Annotated in this window: 18 protein-coding genes; 12 read left to right on the top strand and 6 right to left on the bottom strand. The window is 68.1% G+C overall.

From position 1 onward, the window contains the following. Positions 1-11 precede the first annotated feature (11 nt). The 6 genes from nagZ to AW272_RS31395 are packed head-to-tail and all read left to right on the top strand — an operon-like array spanning position 12 to position 5,815. On the top strand, positions 12-1,286 hold the full coding sequence (gene nagZ, locus AW272_RS31420) for a beta-N-acetylhexosaminidase (RefSeq protein WP_245657813.1): 1,275 nt from the start codon (positions 12-14) through the stop codon (positions 1,284-1,286). Between the two features lie 15 nt (positions 1,287-1,301). Beyond that, positions 1,302-1,952, top strand: coding sequence for an HAD family hydrolase (locus tag AW272_RS31415; protein WP_066372940.1), 651 nt, complete (start codon positions 1,302-1,304; stop codon positions 1,950-1,952). A 16-nt stretch (positions 1,953-1,968) separates the two neighbouring features. Next, positions 1,969-2,475: a DUF6912 family protein gene (locus AW272_RS31410; RefSeq protein ID WP_066372937.1), complete on the top strand. Its 507-nt coding sequence runs from the start codon at positions 1,969-1,971 to the stop codon at positions 2,473-2,475. A gap of 13 nt (positions 2,476-2,488) precedes the next feature. Further along, complete coding sequence (locus tag AW272_RS31405; RefSeq protein ID WP_083958888.1) at positions 2,489-3,124, top strand: HAD family hydrolase; 636 nt, start codon at positions 2,489-2,491, stop codon at positions 3,122-3,124. 14 nt (positions 3,125-3,138) lie between these two features. Beyond that, a complete protein-coding gene (locus tag AW272_RS31400) occupies positions 3,139-3,900 on the top strand; it encodes an HAD family hydrolase (protein WP_245657812.1) in 762 nt (253 codons plus the stop codon). A gap of 31 nt (positions 3,901-3,931) precedes the next feature. Next, positions 3,932-5,815: an acetoacetate--CoA ligase gene (locus AW272_RS31395; RefSeq protein WP_066373105.1), complete on the top strand. Its 1,884-nt coding sequence runs from the start codon at positions 3,932-3,934 to the stop codon at positions 5,813-5,815. Here AW272_RS31395 and AW272_RS31390 read toward each other — a convergent pair. The 5 genes from AW272_RS31390 to AW272_RS31370 all read right to left on the bottom strand — a co-directional run bounded on the left by AW272_RS31390 (position 5,793) and on the right by AW272_RS31370 (position 11,520). Then, positions 5,793-7,157 carry an FAD-binding oxidoreductase gene (locus tag AW272_RS31390; protein ID WP_066372934.1) on the bottom strand — a complete coding sequence of 455 codons (1,365 nt, stop codon included), beginning with the start codon at positions 7,155-7,157 and terminating at the stop codon, positions 5,793-5,795. The genes AW272_RS31395 and AW272_RS31390 overlap by 23 nt on opposite strands. Positions 7,158-7,219: 62 nt before the next feature. Further along, complete coding sequence (locus tag AW272_RS31385; protein WP_066372932.1) at positions 7,220-8,680, bottom strand: NADH-quinone oxidoreductase subunit NuoF family protein; 1,461 nt, start codon at positions 8,678-8,680, stop codon at positions 7,220-7,222. 3 nt (positions 8,681-8,683) lie between these two features. Beyond that, positions 8,684-9,373 (bottom strand): hypothetical protein, encoded by a 690-nt coding sequence (locus tag AW272_RS31380; RefSeq protein WP_066372931.1) that lies wholly within the window; start codon positions 9,371-9,373, stop codon positions 8,684-8,686. A 141-nt stretch (positions 9,374-9,514) separates the two neighbouring features. Beyond that, complete coding sequence (locus AW272_RS43925; RefSeq protein ID WP_066372928.1) at positions 9,515-10,912, bottom strand: DUF1996 domain-containing protein; 1,398 nt, start codon at positions 10,910-10,912, stop codon at positions 9,515-9,517. Positions 10,913-10,929: 17 nt separating this feature from the next. Further along, positions 10,930-11,520: a DUF4142 domain-containing protein gene (locus AW272_RS31370; protein WP_066372926.1), complete on the bottom strand. Its 591-nt coding sequence runs from the start codon at positions 11,518-11,520 to the stop codon at positions 10,930-10,932. Positions 11,521-11,644: 124 nt separating this feature from the next. On the opposite strand from AW272_RS31370, the gene AW272_RS31365 reads away from it, so the two are divergent. The 3 genes from AW272_RS31365 (at position 11,645) to AW272_RS31355 (ending at position 17,501) form a co-directional block, all read left to right on the top strand. Then, positions 11,645-12,205 (top strand): sigma-70 family RNA polymerase sigma factor, encoded by a 561-nt coding sequence (locus tag AW272_RS31365; RefSeq protein WP_232320462.1) that lies wholly within the window; start codon positions 11,645-11,647, stop codon positions 12,203-12,205. Continuing rightward, positions 12,205-12,387, top strand: a complete 183-nt coding sequence (locus AW272_RS31360) for a zf-HC2 domain-containing protein (RefSeq protein ID WP_066372925.1) — start codon at positions 12,205-12,207, stop codon at positions 12,385-12,387. Before AW272_RS31365 ends, AW272_RS31360 begins: the two co-directional genes overlap by 1 nt. Positions 12,388-12,650: 263 nt before the next feature. Then, complete coding sequence (locus tag AW272_RS31355) at positions 12,651-17,501, top strand: NAD-glutamate dehydrogenase (RefSeq protein WP_066372924.1); 4,851 nt, start codon at positions 12,651-12,653, stop codon at positions 17,499-17,501. A 5-nt stretch (positions 17,502-17,506) separates the two neighbouring features. Here AW272_RS31355 and AW272_RS31350 read toward each other — a convergent pair whose 3' ends face one another. Further along, positions 17,507-18,514 (bottom strand): DUF8094 domain-containing protein, encoded by a 1,008-nt coding sequence (locus AW272_RS31350; protein WP_066372922.1) that lies wholly within the window; start codon positions 18,512-18,514, stop codon positions 17,507-17,509. A gap of 72 nt (positions 18,515-18,586) precedes the next feature. Here AW272_RS31350 and prfB point away from each other — a divergent pair, with 72 nt between their 5' ends. The 3 genes from prfB to ftsX all read left to right on the top strand — a co-directional run bounded on the left by prfB (position 18,587) and on the right by ftsX (position 21,647). Beyond that, the gene (prfB, locus tag AW272_RS31345; RefSeq protein WP_066372921.1) at positions 18,587-19,702 is read left to right on the top strand and encodes a peptide chain release factor 2; all 1,116 of its coding nucleotides are present in this window, start codon (positions 18,587-18,589) and stop codon (positions 19,700-19,702) included. 346 nt (positions 19,703-20,048) lie between these two features. Beyond that, positions 20,049-20,738, top strand: a complete 690-nt coding sequence (ftsE, locus tag AW272_RS31340) for a cell division ATP-binding protein FtsE (RefSeq protein ID WP_061299409.1) — start codon at positions 20,049-20,051, stop codon at positions 20,736-20,738. Positions 20,739-20,747: 9 nt separating this feature from the next. Next, positions 20,748-21,647 (top strand): permease-like cell division protein FtsX, encoded by a 900-nt coding sequence (ftsX, locus tag AW272_RS31335; protein WP_066372919.1) that lies wholly within the window; start codon positions 20,748-20,750, stop codon positions 21,645-21,647. The last annotated feature ends 15 nt before the right edge of the window (positions 21,648-21,662 follow it).

Genomic DNA, 21,662 nt, shown 5'->3' with positions numbered 1-21,662 from the left:
AAGGTGCCGGGGTGTCCCTCCACAGGGCGCTGTTCTGCGCCGGTCTGCTCGTCCTCGTGGCGGGGTGTTCGACCACCCCGCCACGCACCACTCTCCCCAGCGCGGCGACGACCACCGCCGTCGCGCCTCCTTCGCCCAGCCCGTCGCCGTCTCCCACCGAGGAGATGACGGTCGAGGAGAAGGTGGGCCAGCTCTTCATGCCGGTGCTCTACGGCTCCACGGCCGACACCGTGAACCAGGAGAACCAGGCCCGCTACGGCGTCGGCACCCCCGCCGAGGTCATCGAGAAATACCACCTCGGCGGCATGATCCTGTTCCCCGGCACCGGCAACATCGTGAACGCCCGGCAGGTCGCCCAGCTGACCGCCGGGCTGCGCGCCGCCTCCCCGAAGGTGCCGCTGCTCATCGGCGTCGACCAGGAGAACGGCATCGTCTCCCGGCTCGACGGCATCGTCACCGACATCCCCGGCGCCTCGGTGATCGGCCAGACCGGTGACACGCGCAACGCCCGCGACGCGGCCAGGGTCACCGCCGAGGAGCTCAACGCGCTCGGCATCTCGCTCGACTTCGCGCCGGTCGCCGACGTGAACGTCAACCCGAACAACCCGGTCATCGGCCCGCGCGCCTATGGGAACGATCCCGAAGAGGTCGCCGACATGGTCGGCGCGGCCATCCAGGGCTTCCACGACGGCGGCGTCGCGACGACCGTGAAGCACTTCCCGGGTCACGGCGACACCAACATGGACAGCCACACCTCCCTGCCGGTCATCGACCACACCCGCGCGGAGTGGGAGAAGCTCGACGCGCCGCCGTTCAAAGAGGCCATCGCCAACGACGTCGACGCCATCATGAGCGCCCACATCGTGATGCCCGCGCTCGATCCGTCGGGCGACCCGGCCACGCTGTCCAAGAAGATCCTCACCGGGGTGCTGCGCGGCGAACTCGGCTTCAAGGGGGTCGTCTTCACCGACGCGCTCAACATGGAGGGCGTCCGCGAGAAGTACGGCGACGGCGAGGTGGCCGTCCGCGCGATCCTGGCCGGGGTCGACATCCTGCTCATGCCGCCCGACTTCGACGCCGCCCACGACGCCGTCCTCGCGGCGGTCGCGTCGGGCCGCATCACCGCGACCAGGCTGAACGCGTCGGTCGAGCGCATCCTCGCGCTGAAGGAGAACTACGGCCTCGACCACCCGCGGGCCTTCCCCCACCCGTCGGCGGCGGCCAAGCTCCTCAAGACGGCCGAACACCGCGCGGTCGCCCGGCGGATCACGACGGGCTCGCGGTGACTACCCTTTGACGACATGACGGTCAAAGGGGTGCTCATCGACTGGGCCGGGGTTCTCACCACGAGCATGGCCGAGTCCATCAACACATGGCTGGTCACCGACCGCATCGACGCTGGCCACTACACCGGCGTGATGCGGGAGATGATCGCGACGGCCTACGGCGGAGAGGGCGTGGAGAACCCGATCCACACGCTGGAGCGCGGGGAGATCACCGCGCTCGCCTTCGAGACGGCCCTGGCCGCCGAGCTGCGCACCCACGACGGGGTGGCGCCGATCGCCGAAGGCCTGCTGACCCGCATGTTCGCCGGATTCCTGCCCGTCGAGGCGATGTTCGAGATGCTCCGCCGGGCGCGCGAGGCCGGATACAAGACCTGCCTGGTGTCGAACTCGTGGGGCAACGAATACGACCGCACCGGCTGGGAGGACGCGTTCGACGCAGTGGTCATCTCCGGTGAGGTCGGCATGCGCAAGCCCGAGCCGCGCATCTTCGCCCACGCCGTCGGCCTGGTCGGGCTCGAACCGGCCGAGTGCGTCTTCATCGACGACATCGAGGCCAACATCGTCGCCGCTCGCGAGCTGGGCTTCACCGGCATCCTGCACACCCACGCCGACACCACCATCACCGAGCTGGAGACGTTGCTCAAGGTGCCTCTGAGGCCGGCGTGATGGGAGACTCGTGCTCATGCGTGTCTACCTTCCGTGCACACTCCCCGCGCTGGCCCGCACGGCCGCCGCGGGTGAGCTGGGCCCCGCTCCGCTGACCGGGTTCGCCGTGACGCCCGCCCTCGTGGAGTGGTACGTCTCCGGCGACACCGAGGAGCTCGAATACGTGGCCCTCTCGGAGGCGGCGCGCGCGTCGCTACGGATGATCGCGGCCGACCTGTCCGACGGCGTGACCGCCCCGGCCCGCCGGGTGGTCATCGCCGCCGAGATCCCCGACGCCGATGTGCGGGTCAGCCCCGACGTCGCCGAGCGCGGCCGGGTCAGGCTTGACGCGGCCGTCCCGATGCGGCTGATCCAGGCCGCCCACGTCGACGAGCTGTCGGCGGTGCCCGACGTCGAGGCCGCCGCGCTGGCGCTGAAGGCCGCCGACGCGGGCGACGACGACGCGCGGTTCACCGTCGACGGCGCCGAGGCGCACGAGCTGCTCTGGTATGCCACCCAGGAGATCCCCGACGTCCTCGGCTAACCTTGATGGCGCTATGACACACATCGTCTGGGACTGGAACGGCACCCTATTTCACGACTCCGACGCGGTCGTGAGTGCCACCAATGAGATCTTCCGCACCTACGGGGTCGCACCCATCGACCTCGACGGGTTCCGCGGCGTCTACTGCCGCCCGATCTGGGTCGCGTACGAACGCATCATCGGCCGCGCCCTCGAAGAGGGCGAGTGGGAGCGCCTCGACGAGGGCTTCCACCTGCACTACCACCAGTTCATGGAGGCCTGCCTGCTGGCCGAGGGCGCGCCGGCCATCCTCGCGGCGTGGGGCGAGGCCGGCCGCAGCCAGTCGCTGCTGTCGATGTGGCAGCACGAACGGCTGGTGCCCAAGATCGCCGAGTTCGGCATCGACCACCACTTCACCCGGGTCGACGGCCTGCGCCTGACCAGCCCCGGCGGCCACAAGGCCGAGCACATGGCCGAGCACATGAAGGCCCTCGACCTCGACCCGGCCGACATCGTGATGATCGGCGACAGCGTCGACGACGGCATCGCCGCCCGCCACGTGGGCGCGCGGGCGATCCTCTACACCGGGGGCATGACCAGCCGCGCCGAACTGGCGTCGCTCGGTTTCCCGGTGGTCGACTCGCTTTCAGACGCGATGGATCTGATCTGACCTGATCGGGATCAGTGGGCCTTACTCTGGGCGAAGCAATACTTTCCCCCTCGGAGGCCCCCATCGACCGCCGACTCGTCCTCTGGAACATCGACCTGACCTTGGTCGACGTCACGATCGTCACGCGGGACGCCTACGCCGAGGCGTTCCGCGCGGTCACCGGCCGCCCCCTCGTGAAGCTGGCCCCCGCCATGGGGCGCTCCGACTCGGAGATCATCTTCGACACCCTGGCCTTCAACGGCATCACGACCGACGACAGCCACCTGCCCAGGTTCATCGAGGCCCTCGCCCAGTCGTTCGGCGACCGGCGCGACCGCCTCACCAAGCAGGGCCGGGCGATGCCCGGCGCCAAAGACGCGCTCAGGGCGGTCTCCCGCCTCGACGGGACGGTCCAGTCGGTGCTGACCGGCACGATCAAGTCCAACGCGGTGCACAAGCTGACCGCGTTCGGCCTGAACAAGTACATCGACTTCACGATCGGCGGCTACGGCGAAGAGGTCTACCCGAAGGCCAGCCTCCTCCAGGTCGCCCAGGGCCGGGCCAAGGACAAGTACGGCGCCCCCTTCTCGGCCGTGCTGATCGGCGACTCGACCCGCGACGTGCAGGCGGCCCGCATCGCCGGGGCGGCGATGATCGCGGTCACGTCGGGCCGGTCGACGTTCGCCGAACTCACCGAGGCCGGCGCCGACATAGTGCTGCCCGACCTGTCGAACCCCTCAGAAGTGGTCGCCGCGGTGGCCAAGCTCACCGACCGGTATGTGGGGGGCCGACACTGACAGGCCCGTGGCCGCCAAGCAATATGGGGCCATGGTCAGTGAAGGTGACGTCCTCTGGGTCCCGTCGGCCGAGGTCATCCGGGACGCCCGGATCACCCGTTTCCAGGAGACGGTGGGCAGGCCCGGCTCCTACGACGGGCTGTGGTCGTGGTCGGTCGGGGAACCGGCCGCTTTCTGGACCGCGATCTGGGATTACTTCGGCGTCATCGGCGACCGCGCGGACGGGCCGGTCATTGATGGTGAAATGCCGGGAACGACCTGGTTCCCCGGCAGTCTTATCAATTACGCCGAAAATGCGCTAAAAGGCCCTGAAGATCGTCTTGCGGTGATTTTTCGGGATGAAACGGGCGTGCGGCGAACGTACACACTCGGGCAGTTGCGCGACGAAGTCGCGAAAGCGCGGGCCGGACTCGTCGAACTCGGAGTGGGGGCCGGGGACCGGGTCGCCGGTTATCTCCCGAACATCCCCGAAGCGCTGATCGCCTTTCTCGCCACCGCGTCGCTCGGGGCGATCTGGTCGTCGTGCTCGCCCGACTTCGGGGCGCCGTCGGTGATCGACCGGCTGACCCAGATCGAGCCGAAGGTTTTGATCGCGGTCGACGGCTACACCTACAACGGCAAGTACTTCGACCGGCGTGAGGTCGTCGCCGACATCGCGGCCCGGCTGCCCTCGCTCAACGCGACCGTCCGGGTCTCGGCGTGGGACTCCTTCGTCAGGCCCGGTGACCTGGCCTTCGACCGGGTCCCCTTCGACCACCCGCTCTGGATCCTCTACTCATCCGGGACGACCGGACTCCCCAAGCCCATCGTGCACGGCCACGGCGGGATCGTCGTGGAGCACCTGAAGGCGCTGACGTTCCACCAGGACCTCGGCGAGGGCGACCTGTTCTTCTGGTACACCACCACCGGCTGGATGATGTGGAACTACCTCGCCGGCGGCCTGCTGGTCGGCGCGACGATCGTCCTGTACGACGGTTCGGCCGCCCACCCCTCCACGAGCGCCCTGTGGGACATCGTCGCCGAGGAGGGCGTGACCTACTTCGGCACCGGCGCCCCCTACATCGTCGCCTCGATGAAGGCAGGCTTGAAGCCCGCCGGGCTCGACAGGTTGAAGGGCATCGGCTCGACCGGCTCCCCGCTCCCGCCCGAGGGTTTCGCCTGGATCTACGCCGACGTGTCGGATCGGGTCCAGCTCGGCTCGTTCTCCGGCGGCACCGACGTCTGCACCGGCTTCGTCGGCGCGGTCAGGACGCTCCCGGTCAGGGCGGGCGTCATTCCCTGCCGCTCCCTGGGCGCCCGGGTGGAATCCTTCGACGCCGAAGGGCGCCCCGTCATCGGTGAGGTCGGCGAGCTGGTCGTCACCGCGCCGATGCCCTCGATGCCGGTCATGTTCTGGAACGACCCCGACGGCCACCGCTACCGGGAGTCCTACTTCGAGGAGTATCCGGGCATCTGGCGGCACGGCGACTGGATCAAGATCCTCCCCGACGGGAGCAGCGTCATCTACGGCCGCTCCGACTCGACCCTCAACCGGGGCGGTGTTCGAATGGGCACCAGTGAGTTCTACCGCGTCGTCGAGCGCTTCGACGCCGTCGCCGACAGCCTCGTCATCGACACCGGCCGGCTCGGTCAGGAAGGCCGGCTGCTTCTGTACGTCGCCCTCACCGAAGGCCGCGAACTCGACGAGACCTTCGTCAAGGAGCTGAAAACCGCGCTCCGAACGGAACTGTCACCTCGGCATGTACCCGACGCGATCGTGGCGGTGCCGGGGATCCCGCGCACCCTGTCGGGCAAGAAGCTCGAAGTGCCGGTGCGCAAGATCCTTCAGGGGGTGCCGGTCGAGAAGGCCGCCAACCCCGACGCGATGGCGAACCCGGAGGTGCTGGCGTTCTTCACACCCCTTGCGGATGCCTGAAGAACCCGGCCGGGTCATAGGTCTTCTTCACTTGAGCCAGTCGAGGAGCGTTTGACCCGTAGTACTGGCTCTTATAGTCATTTATGCCTATATCGGGGTAGTTAATGTAGGCATGCTTGCCGAGCCTCGGAGTCATCGAATCGCGGGCCGAGCGCACCCACGGACTTGCGTTCTCGAAGTGGGCGTAGTACTGGAGGCTGAACAAAGCGTTGCGATGAGGGAAAGCGGTCGCGCCCGGAGCCACCCGGCCGACCGCTCCGCGCAGCGCGTCGATCAGAACGGTGTGCCGTCCGGGCCGGGCGACTTGGGCGATTAATGCCCGAATAGTCGAATCGCTCATTTCTGTGTACGCGAAATGCGAACTGGCGCTGAACCGGTCGCGCGGCCCGGTGTGGCAGGACGCCAAAGTCGAGCATCCGGCCATGAAATACATCGCCTGGAGATAACCCATGGATCTGACTGTTCGTGTAGGCGCGGTGAAACCCTTCAGGAGCGCCTCGCAACGCGATCTGGAGCCCAAATAGAGCCCAGTGATGGAGACGGAACGCCCAGGGTCCTGCGAGAGGTGCAAATTGGACCACAGCGCGTCAGGCGCCCCAGGAGCCCATTTCTGCCACTTCTTCACCACGGCGAACGCCTGCGACCAGGGCCAGCGCATCGTGAACACGGTGACGTCCTGGATGGGGTGGGTCTGGTAGGTGAAGGAGGTCGCGATGCCGAAGTTGCCGCCCCCGCCGCCTCGTAACGCCCAGAACAGGTCGGGGTGGCTGTTGGCCGAGGCCGTGATCAGCTTCCCGTCGGCGGTCACCAGGGAAACCGATTTCAGTACGTCGATCGTCAGCCCGTAGCGGCGCGAGACGACCCCGATCCCGCCGCCCAGCGTGAGCCCGGCCACCCCGACCGTCGGGCACGAGCCCGCCGGGATGCTGACGCCGCTCTTGGCGAGGGTCGAGTAGACGTCGATGAGCTTGGCCCCCGACCCGACGGTCGCCAGGCCGGCGGTGTGCTTCACGGCCTTGAGCTGCGAGACGTCCACGATCAGCCCCGAGCCGGTCGACCACCCGGCGTAGGAGTGGCCGCCCGATCTCGGGTGCACCACCAGGCCGTTGCGGCGGGCGAACCCCACGCACGCGGCCACGTCGGCGGCGGTGGCGCAGTAGGCGACGGCCCGGGGGGACGCGTTGTCGAAGGCCACGTTGAAGACGCGCTTCGCGGTGGCGTAGGTGGCGTCGCCGGGCCGTACGAGACGGCCCTTCAACGTCTTGTCCAGTGCGCGCCAGTCAGGCGCCGCGCCCGCGAACGGCGCGAGCGCCGCCGCGGACAGGAATACACGACGATCCACTGCAGATCACTCCCCGAGGTTCGGTACTACCTCGTGAGACGACCGCGAACATCACGAAACGGTCACCTTCGCGAGTCGACTCGCAGGGCGAGGGCCGGGCACATCTCGACTGCCCGCTGGGCCTCGCTCTTCGCCCAGGTCGGAACAGGGGCGTCCATGAACACCGGGAACCCGTGGTGGTCGAGTTTGACCAGGTCGGGCATGAGGTGCGCGCACAGGCCGTGGCCCTGGCAGCGGGTCCAGTCGACCACCATCCGCACATCGCTGGCCTCGGTGATCGGCATCGGCAGGGTGTTCTGCACACCCCGGCCGCACGAGCCGTTGATGATGTGCTCGTCGACGTCCTCGGCGAAGGCCTCCAGCGCCGACAGCACGAACCGGGTCGTCCCGTCGGGGTGGAAGCAGGCGCCGCGGCCCTTGACCGCGGTTGCCGCCGATTTCACCAGGTCGTGGGCCTGCGGGTCGCCCATCGTGAGGTCCGAGAGCGCCCTGGCCAGCGCCGGCAGGCCGATGCGGCACGGGCCGCACTGTCCCGACGACTGCTGGGCCAGGTACGCCGCGACCCGGACCGTCTCCCCGAGGGGACACGTGTCCGGGCCCAGCGGAACGATGATGCCCGCGCCGAGCTCACCGCCCGCCTGCTGCATGCCCCGGCGCGAGACGATCGCGCCGTAGGCGTCGGCCGCGCTGAGCCACTTGCCGTGGTAGCCGCCGATGAGGACGCCGTCGCCGACGTCCGCCTCGCACATGTCGAGCACCTGCGCCAGCGGCACCCCGGGCGTGACCTCCACGACCGACGGCGCCTTCACCGACCCGCTCACGCTGAGCAGGGTCGTGCCGGGCTCCTGCACGGTGCCGACCGCGCCGTACTCCTGCGGACCCAGCTCGGCCAGAAGCGCGAGCTGGGCGAAGGTCTCCGTGTTGGACAGCAGGGTGGGCAGGCCCCGGACACCGGCGTCGCTGGTCCGGACCTTGCGGCCGGACGGCTGACCCAGTTCGCCGTTCACCGCCCGGACGAGGGACCCGCCCTCGCCGGAGATGAACCGCTCCTGGATGCCGGCCACCCGGACGTACCCGATGAGCCCGCGCTCGGCCACGGCCGCGCGCATCGAGCCCTCTGCCAGCTCACCCGCGGGGGTGGCGATGACCACCTCTTTGGCGTCCAGCGCACTGGCCGCCAGCAGCGCGCCCTCGAGAACGAGGTGCGGCTTGCGGGTGAGCAGCATCTTGTCCTTCATGCTGGCCGGCTCGCCTTCGGCGGCGTTGACCAGCACGATCGTCTCTGAGTTGCGCGCGTTGGCCTGGACGGCCCTGAGTTTGCGCGCGAACGGGAAGGCAGCCCCACCGCGTCCCCGCAGGTCGACCTCTTCAGCCAGCGAGATCAGTGATTCGACGGTCTGGCCGTCGAGTTTGCCGTGGACCTCGTAGTGCGTGTCGAGGTCCATGCGGCGGTGCTCGTCCAGACCGGCGGTGAGCCGGGCCGGGCCGAGCCTGCGGATCTTGGAGACGCGGTAGGGAATCATGTCTTAGACAACCCTCCTTAGCTTCTGGGGCGCGGCGACTTCCTCGCGGTCGGCGAGCCTGGTCTTCTTCCGCTTGGCGTCCTCCTGCGGCATCGGCAGCGGCTCCATCTCGTCCACCATGGTCGTCTTCGGTCTGAGCGAGACGACTGCGCGGATCATGAGAGCGGTGCCGACGGCGACGATGCAGAGGATGTAGCTCCACGCGACCCAGGCGGCCGGAGTACGTCCGGCCGCCAGGCCGTGCAGGATCGAGACGGGCCAGGCCAGGTAGGCCAGGTCGTGCAGGCCGCGCCAGACCCAGGGGTGCACGGCCAGGGCGAACCTGCCGCGCATGACCCCGGTGGCGATGATCACGATGTACAGGTCCGACGCGATCGCGCCGGCCCCGACCGCCAGGCTGGTGGTGGGAATCACCGACCCGTATGAGGGGACCAGCCCGGCCGCGATCTTCATGCCGATGTGGACGACCAGGAATCCCACCCCGATCAGGGCGGCGCCCCGGTGCACCAACTGGGCCCGGACGCGCCACCTGATCGGCAGGATCATGCGCTCGGACGTGAGCAGTCCGAGCCCGACGGTCAGCGTGAGTGCCACGAGCGAGAAGACGCCCGCGTAGAACGTGAGGAACTCTTGCGCCATCGCGAGGACCTGAGTGCTCAGGCCCAGCCGGGCCCCGAGGAGAGACAGGGCCATGATGGTGAACGCGAGAGAGCCCAGGACGATCCGAACGCCGCGTTTCTGAAGATCGAAGCGCTCAGATCGTCGATGAGCCCGCCTTTTTGACACTGATTCCTCCGGTCAAGGGGGGATCTGCCGAGGGCTCGAAGCCGCCGGTCAGCAGCGGCGATTACGGTTGATGCAGTTGATCATGAAGTTCATGAGGTTGTTGGGCATGACGTTGTGGAAGTCGGCGTGGTCGGTGATCGGGTTGTGCTTCTGCTCGGGGAACGCGTCCACGGCGAAGCTGGCGCCCTGAGGAACCGCGTAGACCAGCGTCATGCGCAGCTGGGGAACGGCCCGGGTGCCCTGGGGGCAGCGGCCGCTCTGGTCCGGGAACACGATGTGCGTCCGGTGGTTGGCGCTGTCGGTGTTGGCGCCGTCCCAGCAACTCGGGAAGTCCAGGATCCGCACCACGCCGCTGCCTCTCGGGCAGATCGGATACTTGTCGGACGTGGCCCGGTTGGTGAAGCCGGTGCAGGTCCACTGGGCGCGGGCGTTGGCCGGGCCGTTGGTCGCCGCCTTGGCGTCACCGGTGATCACCCGCAGGAAGCGGGGCATCGCGACGACCCGGCTGAACCGGTTGCCGCGGAACTGGAGATTGACCTGACGCGGAGTCAGGATCCGGCCGACGTTGCCGTCGAGGAAGCCGCCGATCTCCGAACCGTCCTGGCCGGGCTGCGGGGGCTGGCCGGTCTGCTGGGGCTGCGGCTGCTGGCCACCGTTCTGGCCACCGTTCTGGCCACCGTTCTGGCCGCCGTTGTTCCCGCCATTGTTGTTGCCCCGGCGGGAGTTGGTCTGGGGCTGCGGCTGCTGCCTGCTGAAGGACTGCGCCTGCGCCGCGCCGTTGTCGGCGTTCGCTGCGGGCTGCTGGTTCTGCTGTTGCTGCTGCTGGCCCTGGTCGCCCTGGCCGGTGTTCCCTGCCTGGTCATTGACGGGCTGGTCGCCTTGCGCCGCCTGGTCATTGCCGGTCTGGTTGTTGGGATCACTCTGCTGCTGCTGGGCGTTGGGGTCCTGTTGCTGCTGGTTGGGGTCCTGCTGTTGCTGCTGCTGGCGCTGGTTGTTCTGGTTCTGGCCCTGCCGCACGATGTCCTGCCTGATGCGGAGGATAGGCCAGAAGTAAGCGGATTTGTCGCCGTTCCGGCAAGTCGTCCCGCCGGCGGCGAGCGACTGGTCGGTGGAGAAGCCGTTGGTGGTGAGGTTGCCCACGTAGTCGTGGACGTGGTGGGCGCCGTTCGTCACACCCGGGGCGACGATGTGGTTGTCGGAGTTGTTGTGCCGGTTCTCATTCCGGCCGCAGGACGACGTGAACGAACCGCCACCTGCGACGACGCCTTGGGCGCGGCCGACTCGGCGGATGTCGACGAAGTCGGTCAGGGCCGGGCCGAGTGCGTCGCACTCGGCGCCGCCGATCGCTGGATCACAGGCCGCGAGGGCCGGGGTGGGATACGTGGTCAGGGCCACGAGCGACCCTGCCAGCAGTGCTCCCGCCACCGCGATGGCGCGTTTACGCATGTTCTTCTTCCTCCTGGTTAAACCGGCGGGACCGGAAGCGCGGAGTAGTCCACCAGCCCGGTCTCCTCGAGCACGCGCATGTGCTTCATGACGACTTCGTTGGCGACCGCGGCGAAGGCGCGGATCTTGTCGTTCCTGGTCCCGGCGCGGATGGCGGCGACCGTGGAGAAGACCTTGCCGTGCGCGGCCCGTAGCCGATCGGCGAAGATCTGGTCGAACTCCGCGCCCTGCGCGTTCGACATCTCACCCAGCCAGCGCTGCTGGTCAGGGTTGGGTTCGTTGGGCATCAGCACGCCGAGAGCGGCGGCTTCCGCGCGGACCGCCTCATCGAGCTTCGCGTGGTCAGCCTCGAGATGCTGGCCCGCGATCTTGACCTTCTCGTTCTGCGAGCGCTCCTGTGCCCAACGGCCGGCGGGGATCTCCCAGAGACCTGCCCACCGCACCTTCACGAGAAAGTCCTTGTCGGCGGGGCTCAACGGGCCCCACCGGGTCGACGTGAACCCCTGGCTCGCCGTCGCCTGTTCCTGCGGCACGACGACGATGACGGCCACGGCCGCCGCGAACAGGAATACCGCGAAGACCACGAGCTCCCCGAACCGGAACCGCATGGCGTCTCCTCTCTTTCGGGGGGAGGTACGCGGCCTTGGTGCGGATGGTTCACGAATAGTTAGAAATGACGAGAGTTGTCAGAGTTGTGTACAGGCCACAAAGCCTGATGCAAATATGTGGCCTGTGCGCCGACAACTCGACAGCCGGTTCGAGCGTCTGGACCCCGACGTTGACCCTGATTGGGATGATCGCCTCATCAGGGAGCTCTATAACGAGTTCGGTGGTCCGTTGCTCCGTCAGGTCAGGCAGACGACCGGCAACGACCTTCAGTGGGCGGAGGACGTCGTTCAGGAGACGTTGCTTCGTGCCTGGCGTAACGCGGCGAAACTGACATGGGAGAGGGGCTTGCTTTGGGCATGGCTCCTCACCGTCTCTCGCCGCATCGTGATCGACGGCCGCCGCCGCCGCGGTGTCCGTCCTCGGGAGGTGGAACCGCCCGAAGCGGACAGCATCGCGGTGCCCGACGGCGCCGACAAGACCTTGGCGGCGATCGTTGTCGCCGATGCCTTGCGCGGTCTAAGCGCCGATCACAGAGAAGTTATCGAACAGACATACTTACGGGACCGTACGGTTAACGAGGCCGCAGTGATACTCGGGATTCCGCCGGGTACTGTGAAATCGAGGCTGTACTACGCTCTGCGTTCCCTCCGCGGGGTCCTGAAGGAGAGGGGAGTGGCCAGCTGATGTCCGAGTCGTCACACCTTGAAGTGGCGGCCTACGCCCTTGGGGTGCTTGACGACGGCGACGTCGAGGCCTTCGAACGCCACCTCGACTCGTGCAAGCGGTGCCAACAGGAGCTCAAGACCATGGCAGAGCTTCCCGGCCTGCTCGATGAAGCCAAGTTCTCATCGGAGCGAACCAACTAATCCGCGTGACGTGTTAACGCAGCAGCCGTCGACCTTGAGTTGACGGCTGCTGCGTTTTCGGCTGCTATGGGAGGCGGGTGCCCAAAAGCCGCCGGTCAACGGTGATCGGCGGAGTCGCCCCCAGAGGTCGCGTCCCCGTGTCGTGGATCTATCACCGCTTCACGGGAAGCGCTGTGCGATGCTGACACGACCGCCCTCCTCTTGCGGCTGACGTGAGGGCCCCCTCACGACTCACCACGGCTCACAAAGGAGTGAGAACCGCGATGCCGCTCGACCAGGCCGGGGAACTCGACGACCTGCTGCGCACGGCCGCCGCCGCGTGTGGCGACCAGAACGCCGACACCCTCGATTTCCTGCGGGAGTTCTACCGCAACGTCCCTCTGGACGACCTCGCCCACCGCGACCCCGCGAACATCTACGGGCCCGCACTCGCCCACCGCAAACTCGCCGCCGTGCGGCCACAGGGCCGGGCGCTGGTCCGGGTGCTGGCGCCCAACCTCGACGAGCACGGCTGCGACCCGGGCGCCTCGGTGGTCCAGATCGTCACCGACGACATGCCCTACCTGGTCGACTCGGTCACCAACGAGATCGAACGCCACGAGCTCGGCACCCATCTGATCGTGCACCCCCAGATGCGGGTGCGCCGCGACATGACGGGCAAACTGCTCGGCCCCGACGAGATGGACATCACCGGCCTCACCCTGGCCGAGTCGTGGATGTACATAGAGATCGACCGCCAGACCGATCCCACCGCGCGCACGCTGCTGGAGTCCGACCTCCTGCGCGTCCTCGACGACGTGCGCGGCGCGGTCGAAGACCAGGCGAAGATGCGCGCCCTGGCCGTCTCCACCGCCGACGACCTCGCGGTCAACCCGCCGCCGCTCGACCCGGCCGACGTCGAAGACAGCCTCGAGCTGCTCCACTGGCTGGCCGACGGCCACTTCACCTTCCTCGGCTACCGCGAATACCGGCTCGAAGACGACGACACGCTGACCTCCCAGCCCGGCACCGGCCTGGGCGTGCTGCGCCCCGATCGGGCCGGCTCGGGCAGCTTCGCCGCGATGCCGCCGGAGCTGCGCGCCAAGGCCCGCGAGAAGCAGGTGCTGATCGTCACCAAGGCCAACAGCCGGGCCACCGTCTCGCGCCCCGCCTACCTCGACTACGTCGGGGTCAAGCTGTTCTCGCCCGAGGGCGAGGTGGTGGGCGAGCGCCGCTTCCTGGGCCTGTTCACCCATGTCGCGTACAACGAGTCGATCTCCCGGGTGCCGCTGCTGCGGCGCAAGCTGGCCGCCGTCCTGGAGAAGGCCGGGCTGCCGCCCGAGAGCCACGACGGCAAGGACCTCATCGAGATCCTGGAGACCTACCCGCGCGCCGAGCTGTTCCAGATCTCCGCCGACGAGCTGCTGCCGATCGCCCTCGGCGTGCTGCGGCTGCGCGAGCGCAAGCAGGTCAAACTGTTCCTGCGCCGCGACGACTACGGCCGCTACATCTCCTGCCTCATCTATCTGCCGCGCGACCGCTACACCACCAAGGTCCGCCTGCTGATCCAGGACCTGCTGATGAAGGCGCTCAGCGGGCGCACCCTCGACTACAGCGCGATGATCGGAGAGTCGGCGCTGGCCCGGCTCCACGTCGTCATCCGCGGCGAGCGCGGCGTGCCGCTGACCACCGAGGGCGTCGACGTCGACGCTCTTGAGGCCAAGGTCACCGCCGCCACCCGCACCTGGGAGGACGACCTCGCGGTCGCCATCACCGACCTCTGCGACCAGGGTGACGCGCCGGGCCTGATCCGCCGCTACAGCGTCGCGTTCTCCGAGGGCTACAAGGCCGACTTCTCGGCCCGCGCCGCCGTCGCCGACCTCAAGCGCCTCGAACAGCTCAACGAAGACGACGCCGACGACATCGGGATGAACCTCTACGAACCGCTCGACGCCCTGGAGGGCGAACGCCGGTTCAAGCTCTACCGCCTCGGCGCGGCGATCTCGCTGTCCCACGTCCTGCCGCTGCTCGCGCGCATGGGCGTCGAGGTCGTGGACGAGCGCCCCTACCAGGTCGACCGCGACAACGACCCGCGGACCAAAGACGCCTGGATCTACGACTTCGGGCTGCGCTACACCCCGTCGGAGGCCCTCGCCCCCGACGACTTCAAGCGACTGTTCCAAGACGCCTTCGCCGCCCTGTGGAAGGGCCAGGTCGAGAACGACGGCTTCAACGCGCTCGTGCTCGCCGCCGGGATGACCTGGGAACAGGCCGAGGTGCTGCGCGCCTACGCCAAGTATCTGCGCCAGGCCGGGGCCACCTTCTCCCAGGACTACATCGAGAAGACGCTGCTCGGAAACCTGCGGCTGGCCCGCCTGCTGGTGCGCCTGTTCGAGGCCCGCCTCGACCCGCGCCTGCCGGAGCACTCCCGCCTCGACCTGTCGGACGCCCTGCGGGAAGAGGTGCTGGCCGCCCTCGACGAGGTCGCCTCGCTCGACGAGGACCGCATCCTGCGGGCCTACCTCGAATGCGTCTGCGCGACGCTGCGCACCAACTTCTTCCAGCACGACGCCGAGGGCCGGCGCAAGCCGTACACCTCACTGAAGTTCGACCCTCAGGCGATCAGCGTGCTGCCCCTCCCGAGGCCCAAGTTCGAGATCTTCGTGTACGGCCGCCGCGTCGAGGGCGTGCACCTGCGATTCGGCGCCGTCGCCCGAGGCGGGCTGCGCTGGTCCGACCGCATGGAGGACTTCCGGACCGAGGTCCTGGGCCTGGTCAAGGCGCAGATGGTGAAGAACACCGTGATCGTGCCGACCGGGTCGAAGGGCGGCTTCGTCGTCAAGCACCCGCCGCAGGGCGGCCGCGACGAGTTCCTCGCCGAGGGCATCGCCTGCTACCGGCAGTTCATCTCCGGCCTGCTCGACGTGACCGACAACCTGGTCCACGGCGTGGTCGTGCCGCCCGCCGACGTGGTGCGCCACGACGGCGACGACACCTATCTCGTGGTCGCCGCCGACAAGGGCACCGCGACGTTCTCCGACATCGCCAACGGCGTGGCCAAGGACTACGGCTTCTGGCTCGGCGACGCGTTCGCCTCCGGCGGCTCGGTCGGCTACGACCACAAGGCCATGGGCATCACCGCCCGGGGCGCCTGGGAATCGGTCAAATACCACTTCCGCACCCTCGGGCTCGACACCCAGACCACCGACTTCACCGTCGCCGGCGTCGGCGACATGTCGGGCGACGTGTTCGGCAACGGCATGCTGCTCTCGCCGCACATCCGCCTGGTGGCCGCATTCGACCACCGGCACATCTTCGTCGACCCCGACCCCGGCGCCGCCCGTGGCTTCGCCGAGCGGGAGCGCCTGTTCGCCCTGCCGCGCAGCTCATGGGACGACTACGACCGGGGTTTGATCTCCGCCGGGGGCGGGGTGTGGCCGCGTACCGCCAAATCCATCCCGGTCACCGGGCAGATGCGGGCCGCGCTCGGGATCGTCGACGGGGTCACCTCACTGGCACCCAACGACCTGATCAGCGCGATCCTCAAGGCGCCGGTCGACCTGCTGTGGAACGGCGGCATCGGCACCTACGCCAAGGCCACCGCCGAGTCCAACGCCGACGTCGGCGACAAGGCCAACGACGGACTGCGGGTCAACGCCGCCGACCTGCGCTGCAAGGTCATCGGCGAGGGCGGCAACCTCGGCTTCACCCAGCTCGCCCGCATCGAGTTCGCGCTGCACGGCGGCCTGGTCAACACCGACTTCATCGACAACTCCGCCGGGGTCGACACCTCCGACCACGAGGTCAACATCAAGATCCTCCTCGACGAGGCGGTCCGCGACGGCGAGCTGACCGAGAAGCAGCGAAATGGGCTGCTCGCCGAGATGACCGGCGAGGTCGGCGACCTCGTGCTGCGCGACAATTACTCCCAGAACGTGGTGCTCGCCGCCGCCCGCAAGCAGGCCGCCGACATGCTCCACATCCACACGCGCTACCTGCGGCGGCTGGAGCGCCAGGGCCAGCTCAACCGGGCGCTGGAGTTCCTGCCCTCCGACAAGACGCTGGCCGAACGCCGCCAGAGCGGGCTCGGGCTGACCGCACCGGAGTTCTCGGTGCTGCTGGCCTACACCAAGCTGGTGGTCGACCAGGAGGTCCTCGCCAGCGACCTGCCCGACGACCCGGCGCTGCGCGAATGGCTGATCTCCTACTTCCCTTCCGCGCTGCGCGAGACCTACCAGACCTACATGGACAACCACCCGCTCCGGCGGGAGATCATCACCACCGGCGTCACCAACGACCTGGTCAACAACGGCGGCACCAGCTTCGTCTTCCGGTTCCACGAGGAGCTCGGCGCCTCCACGGCCGACATCGCGCGGGCCTACCTGGCCGCCCGGCAGATCTTCGACCTGCCGGCCTTCCGCCGCCAGGTCGAAGGGCTCGAGAACAGGGTGGACGTCGACACCCAGCTGGCCCTGCTGCTCGAAGGACGCAAGCTGTCCGAGCGCGGCACCCGCTGGCTGCTCAACAACCGGCGCCCACCGCTCGACCTGGCCGCCTCGGCCCGGTTCTTCGCCGACGGCGCCGCCGCCCTGCTGCCCCACCTGCCCAAACTCCTGACCGGTCCCGACCTGGCCGCCTTCGAAGACCGCCGCGACCTGTTCATCGGCCGCGGCGTGCCCGACGAGCTGGCCGAACGGGTGGCCTCGATGGTGCCCGCCTACTCGACCTTCGACCTGGTCGAGATCGCGGCCGCCACCGACCGTCCGGTCGGCGAGGTGGCCGAGGTCTACTTCGACCTGGCCGACCGCGTCCAGCTCGCCCGGCTGCGTGAACGCGTGATAGCGCTGCCCCGCGACAGCCGCTGGAACACGATGGCCCGCTCGGCCCTGCGCGACGACCTCTACGGCGCCCACGCCAGCCTCACCCGCGACGTGCTGGTGCACAGCAAGCCGGGCGAGGCGCCGGAAGAGCGGCTGGCCCGCTGGTCGGAGGCCAACGAGGCGGCCGTGACCAGGTCCCGGCAGACCCTGTCGGAGATCTGGGAGAGCGACGTCTTCGACCTGGCGACCCTGTCGGTGGCCCTGCGCGCGATCAGGACGCTGGTGGCGACCAGCGGTCTCCCGCACGCCCGCTGAGAGCGTTATTCGGTGGCGCTCGCCTGAGTGATTCGCCCGTCGTAGGCGATGATCTCGGCGCGCGCCTCCGAGGTGCGGGGCGGGACCAGGGCCAGGAACTGCTGGGTCTCCTGGATGCGCCGGTCCTTGAGGATCTCGGTCGTCGTCAGGTCCCACTTGGCGTCGGCGGGGATGGGCAGGTGGCCGCCCAGGGCGTTGGGCAGCACCGGGATCCACTGGGTGGTCCGGGTCAGCGTGTAGAACAGCAGCCCGCCGCCGTCGGCGGTCCGGACCGCCTGCACCGGGTAGGAGGCCGCCGCCGCGAAGATCGAGATGTAGTCGTAGCCGGCCTTCTCGTAGATCTTCTTCTGCAGGGCGATGTCGTCGAAGAACCCGTTGGTCAGCGGGCCCGCCTCGATCAGACCCGAGGTGAACCCCTTGGGGCCCTCTTCGGCCACCGTCGCGTGCAGCGGGCCCAGCAGGTTGGGGCTGATCGCGATCGACTGGTCGCGGGCGTCGAGCAGGGTGGCGTAGCCCTCGGCGTCCGTCTCGACCTCGGGCAGGACGGCGTCGCCGTTCAGCAGCGTGGTGAACCCCCGCTGCCAGAACTGGCCCTCCTTCATGAAGGTCATGATCGAGGTCTGCCGCTCCTTGCCGTGCCGCCGCTCGGCCACCGCCGCGAACCAGGGCGTGACGCCCTTCGGCAGGCGCGGCACGATCAGTTTTCGCGGCCCCCAGGAGAATCGGATGGGTCTGTTTTCGGATGACCGATATTCGGCCAGTGCGAGCGGGTCCTGGCCGTCCCTGGCGCGTTCGAGGGCCATCCGGCCGTCGCCCATGCTCCGGATCACGTCGTCGGCGCCGAGGAAGACGTCGGCGGCCTCCGCGGCCTCGTCGATCGTGAGGGCGGGCGGCGCCGGGGTGGGGGAAGGCTTGGAAGTGGCCGCGACCGGGCTCGGCCTCGGCGCCGGTGCCTGGGTCGTGCACCCGGCGAGCAGCAGAACCACTGCGGAAAGGGTCAGCGCGCGGCGCATGTCAACCCCCTTTCCCTTGTGCAAAAGGGACCGTACCTGAGTCGGTCCGGTGTTCGCGTACCCTTTAGAAACGTGGCAGCCATCGATCCAGCAGAAGAGATCAACGAGCTTACCGGCACCCTGGACAGCATTCAGGACGTGCTCGACCTCGACAGCCTGCGCAAGCAGATCGCCGAGCTGGGCGAACAGGCAGCGGCCCCCGATCTGTGGAACGACCCCGAGGCCGCCCAGAAGGTCACGAGCAAGCTCTCCCACCTCCAGAGCGAGGTGAACAGGGTCGAGGCCCTGACCGCCCGCATGGAAGATCTCAACGTTCTCTACCAGCTGGCCGCCGAAGAGGGCGACGCCGACACCCTGGCCGAGGCCGACAAGGAACTGGTCTCCCTGCGCTCCGACATCGGCGCACTGGAGGTCCGCACCCTCCTGTCGGGCGAATACGACGCCCGCGAGGCCCTGGTGACGATCAACTCCCAGGCCGGCGGCGTCGACGCGGCCGACTGGGCCGAGATGCTCCTGCGCATGTACCTGCGCTGGGCCGAACGCAAGGGCTACGGCACCGAGGTCTACGACACCTCCTACGCCGAAGAGGCCGGCATCAAGAGCGCCACCTTCACGGTCAAGGCGCCCTACGCCTACGGCACCCTGCGCGGCGAGCACGGCACCCACCGGCTGGTCCGCATCAGCCCGTTCGACAACCAGGGCCGTCGCCAGACCTCCTTCGCCGGCGTCGACATCGTGCCCGTGGTCGAGCAGACCGACCACATCGACATCGTCGACGACGACCTCCGGGTCGACGTCTACCGGTCGTCGGGCCCCGGCGGCCAGGGCGTCAACACCACCGACTCCGCGGTCCGCATCACCCACCTGCCGACCGGCATCGTGGTGTCGTGCCAGAACGAGCGTTCCCAGCTCCAGAACCGCGCCTCGGCGATGACCGTTCTCCAGGCCAAGCTCCTGGAGCGCAAGCGCCAGGAGGAGGCCGCCGCGATGAGCGAGCTCCGCGGCGAGACCACCAGCTCGTGGGGCACCCAGATCCGCAACTACGTGCTGCACCCCTACCAGATCGTGAAAGATCTACGCACGGGGGTCGAGGCCGGCAACCCGACGGCGGTCCTCGACGGCGACCTCGACGACTTCATCGAAGGCGAGATCCGCTGGATGCGCCGCCTGGAGTCGGGTCACGCGTAAGCGACCTTCAGCGCCGTCAGCGCGAGGGCGAGCACGATCACGAGGGCCACCAGCAGCGGTGGTAGTCCGAGGAATCCGTGGTAGTGCACCTTCTCCCTGGCGGCACGGCAGGAGGGGCACCGACCCTCCACCACTGGCCCGGCGCACGCGGCGCAGATCAAGTGTTCGCAGCTCATCGGCCCTTTACCTATGCCCTAATCGTTTTGTTTCCGTTATGGACGTTCCATGCCAGTGTTACCCCTAGACTGAGCTCTGGCCAACCGGAACGTCGATCTGGAGCAAAGAGACCGGCGCCCCCCGGTATGGATGTCCCCCGCCCCCTAGACTGGCATGCCGTGATGCGCCCGTGATCCATTTCGATAATGTCACCAAGGTCTATGTGAACCAGAATCGCCCTGCGCTCGACCACATCTCGGTCGATGTCGACAAGGGCGAGTTCGTGTTTCTCGTAGGGCCGTCGGGCTCGGGAAAGTCGACGTTCCTCCGTCTGGTTCTCAAAGAGGAGAGGCCCAACTCCGGCGCCATCCACGTGGCCGGCAAAGACCTCGCCAAACTCTCCAACTTCAAGGTGCCCCACCTCCGGCGCCGCATCGGATGCGTCTTCCAGGACTTCCGGTTGCTGCCCAACAAGAACGTCTATGAGAACGTGGCCTTCGCCCTTGAGGTCATCGGCAAGCCGCGCCGCTTCATCCGTAAGGTCGTCCCCGAGGTCATCGAGCTGGTCGGCCTCGAAGGTAAAGCCCACCGGATGCCCGACGAACTGTCGGGTGGCGAGCAGCAGCGAGTGGCCATGGCGAGGGCCTTCGTCAACCGACCGATGATCCTGCTGGCCGACGAGCCCACAGGAAACATCGACCCCGCGACGAGCATCGGCATCATGAAGGTGCTCGACCGCATCAACAGGACCGGCACCACCGTCCTCATGGCGACGCACGACGCCGCCATCGTGGACTCCATGCGCAAGCGTGTGGTGGAGCTGGAGGATGGCAAGATCGTCCGCGACCAGTCGCGGGGTGTCTACGGCCAGGCTTACTAAGAAGGAAGCATGCGGGCGAATTTCATCTTCTCCGAGGTCTGGATCGGCCTCCGTCGCAACCTCACGATGACCATCGCGGTCGTCGTGACCGTTGCCGTCGGCATGGCGCTGCTCGGCATCGGGCTGATGATCAACTCACAGGTCTCGAGCATGACCAGCTTCTGGAGCGACAAGGTCGAGCTGTCGGTCTACCTGTGTAAGGAGAACTCCCCCTTCGAGGCGTGCACCGACAAGAAGGGCATCTCCGAAGAGCAGAAGGTCGCTCTCGAAGGCGTCATCAAGGGCTTGCCGGCGGTCAACGGCGTGGAGTTCGAAGACTCGGCCAAGGCCCTCGAGAACTTCATGAACAACGACTCCAACAACGTCTTCGCCTCGTTCCTCAAGGTCGAGGACATGCCGGAGTCGTTCCGGGTCAAGCTGACCGATCCGGCTCAGGCGACGGCGGTGACCGAGGAGCTGCAGGGCCAGGCGGGCGTCTCCAACATCATCAACGAGCGCCAGCTGCTCGACAGCTACTTCGGCTTCATGGACAAGCTCCAGTGGATGGCCCTGTCGGTCGCCTTCGCGATGGTGTTCGCCGCCACGCTGCTGATCGGTAACACGGTCCGGCTGTCGGCCTACAACCGCCGCCGGGAGACCGGCATCATGCGGCTCGTGGGCGCCTCCAACGTCTACATCCAGCTGCCGTTCGTGCTCGAAGGCGTCATCGCGGGCCTGATCGGCGGCGTTCTCGCGGCCGTCATGCTCATCACCTGCAAGATCTTGATCTTCGACGGCATCCAGACCTTCCTGCCCGAGGCACTCGGCTGGAACACCGTCGCCGGGATCATCTCCGGCACGATGGCCATCGGTGTGATCATCTGTATCCTCGCGTCCTTCATCACGCTCCGTCGCTATCTGCGGGTGTGACGAGCCGCCGGTAGG

It is taken from the genome of Herbidospora mongoliensis, from assembly GCF_001570545.1.
Lineage (GTDB): Bacteria > Actinomycetota > Actinomycetes > Streptosporangiales > Streptosporangiaceae > Herbidospora > Herbidospora mongoliensis.
Note: the sequence above shows the minus strand (reverse complement) of the source record. Positions and strands in the feature narration are given on the sequence as shown.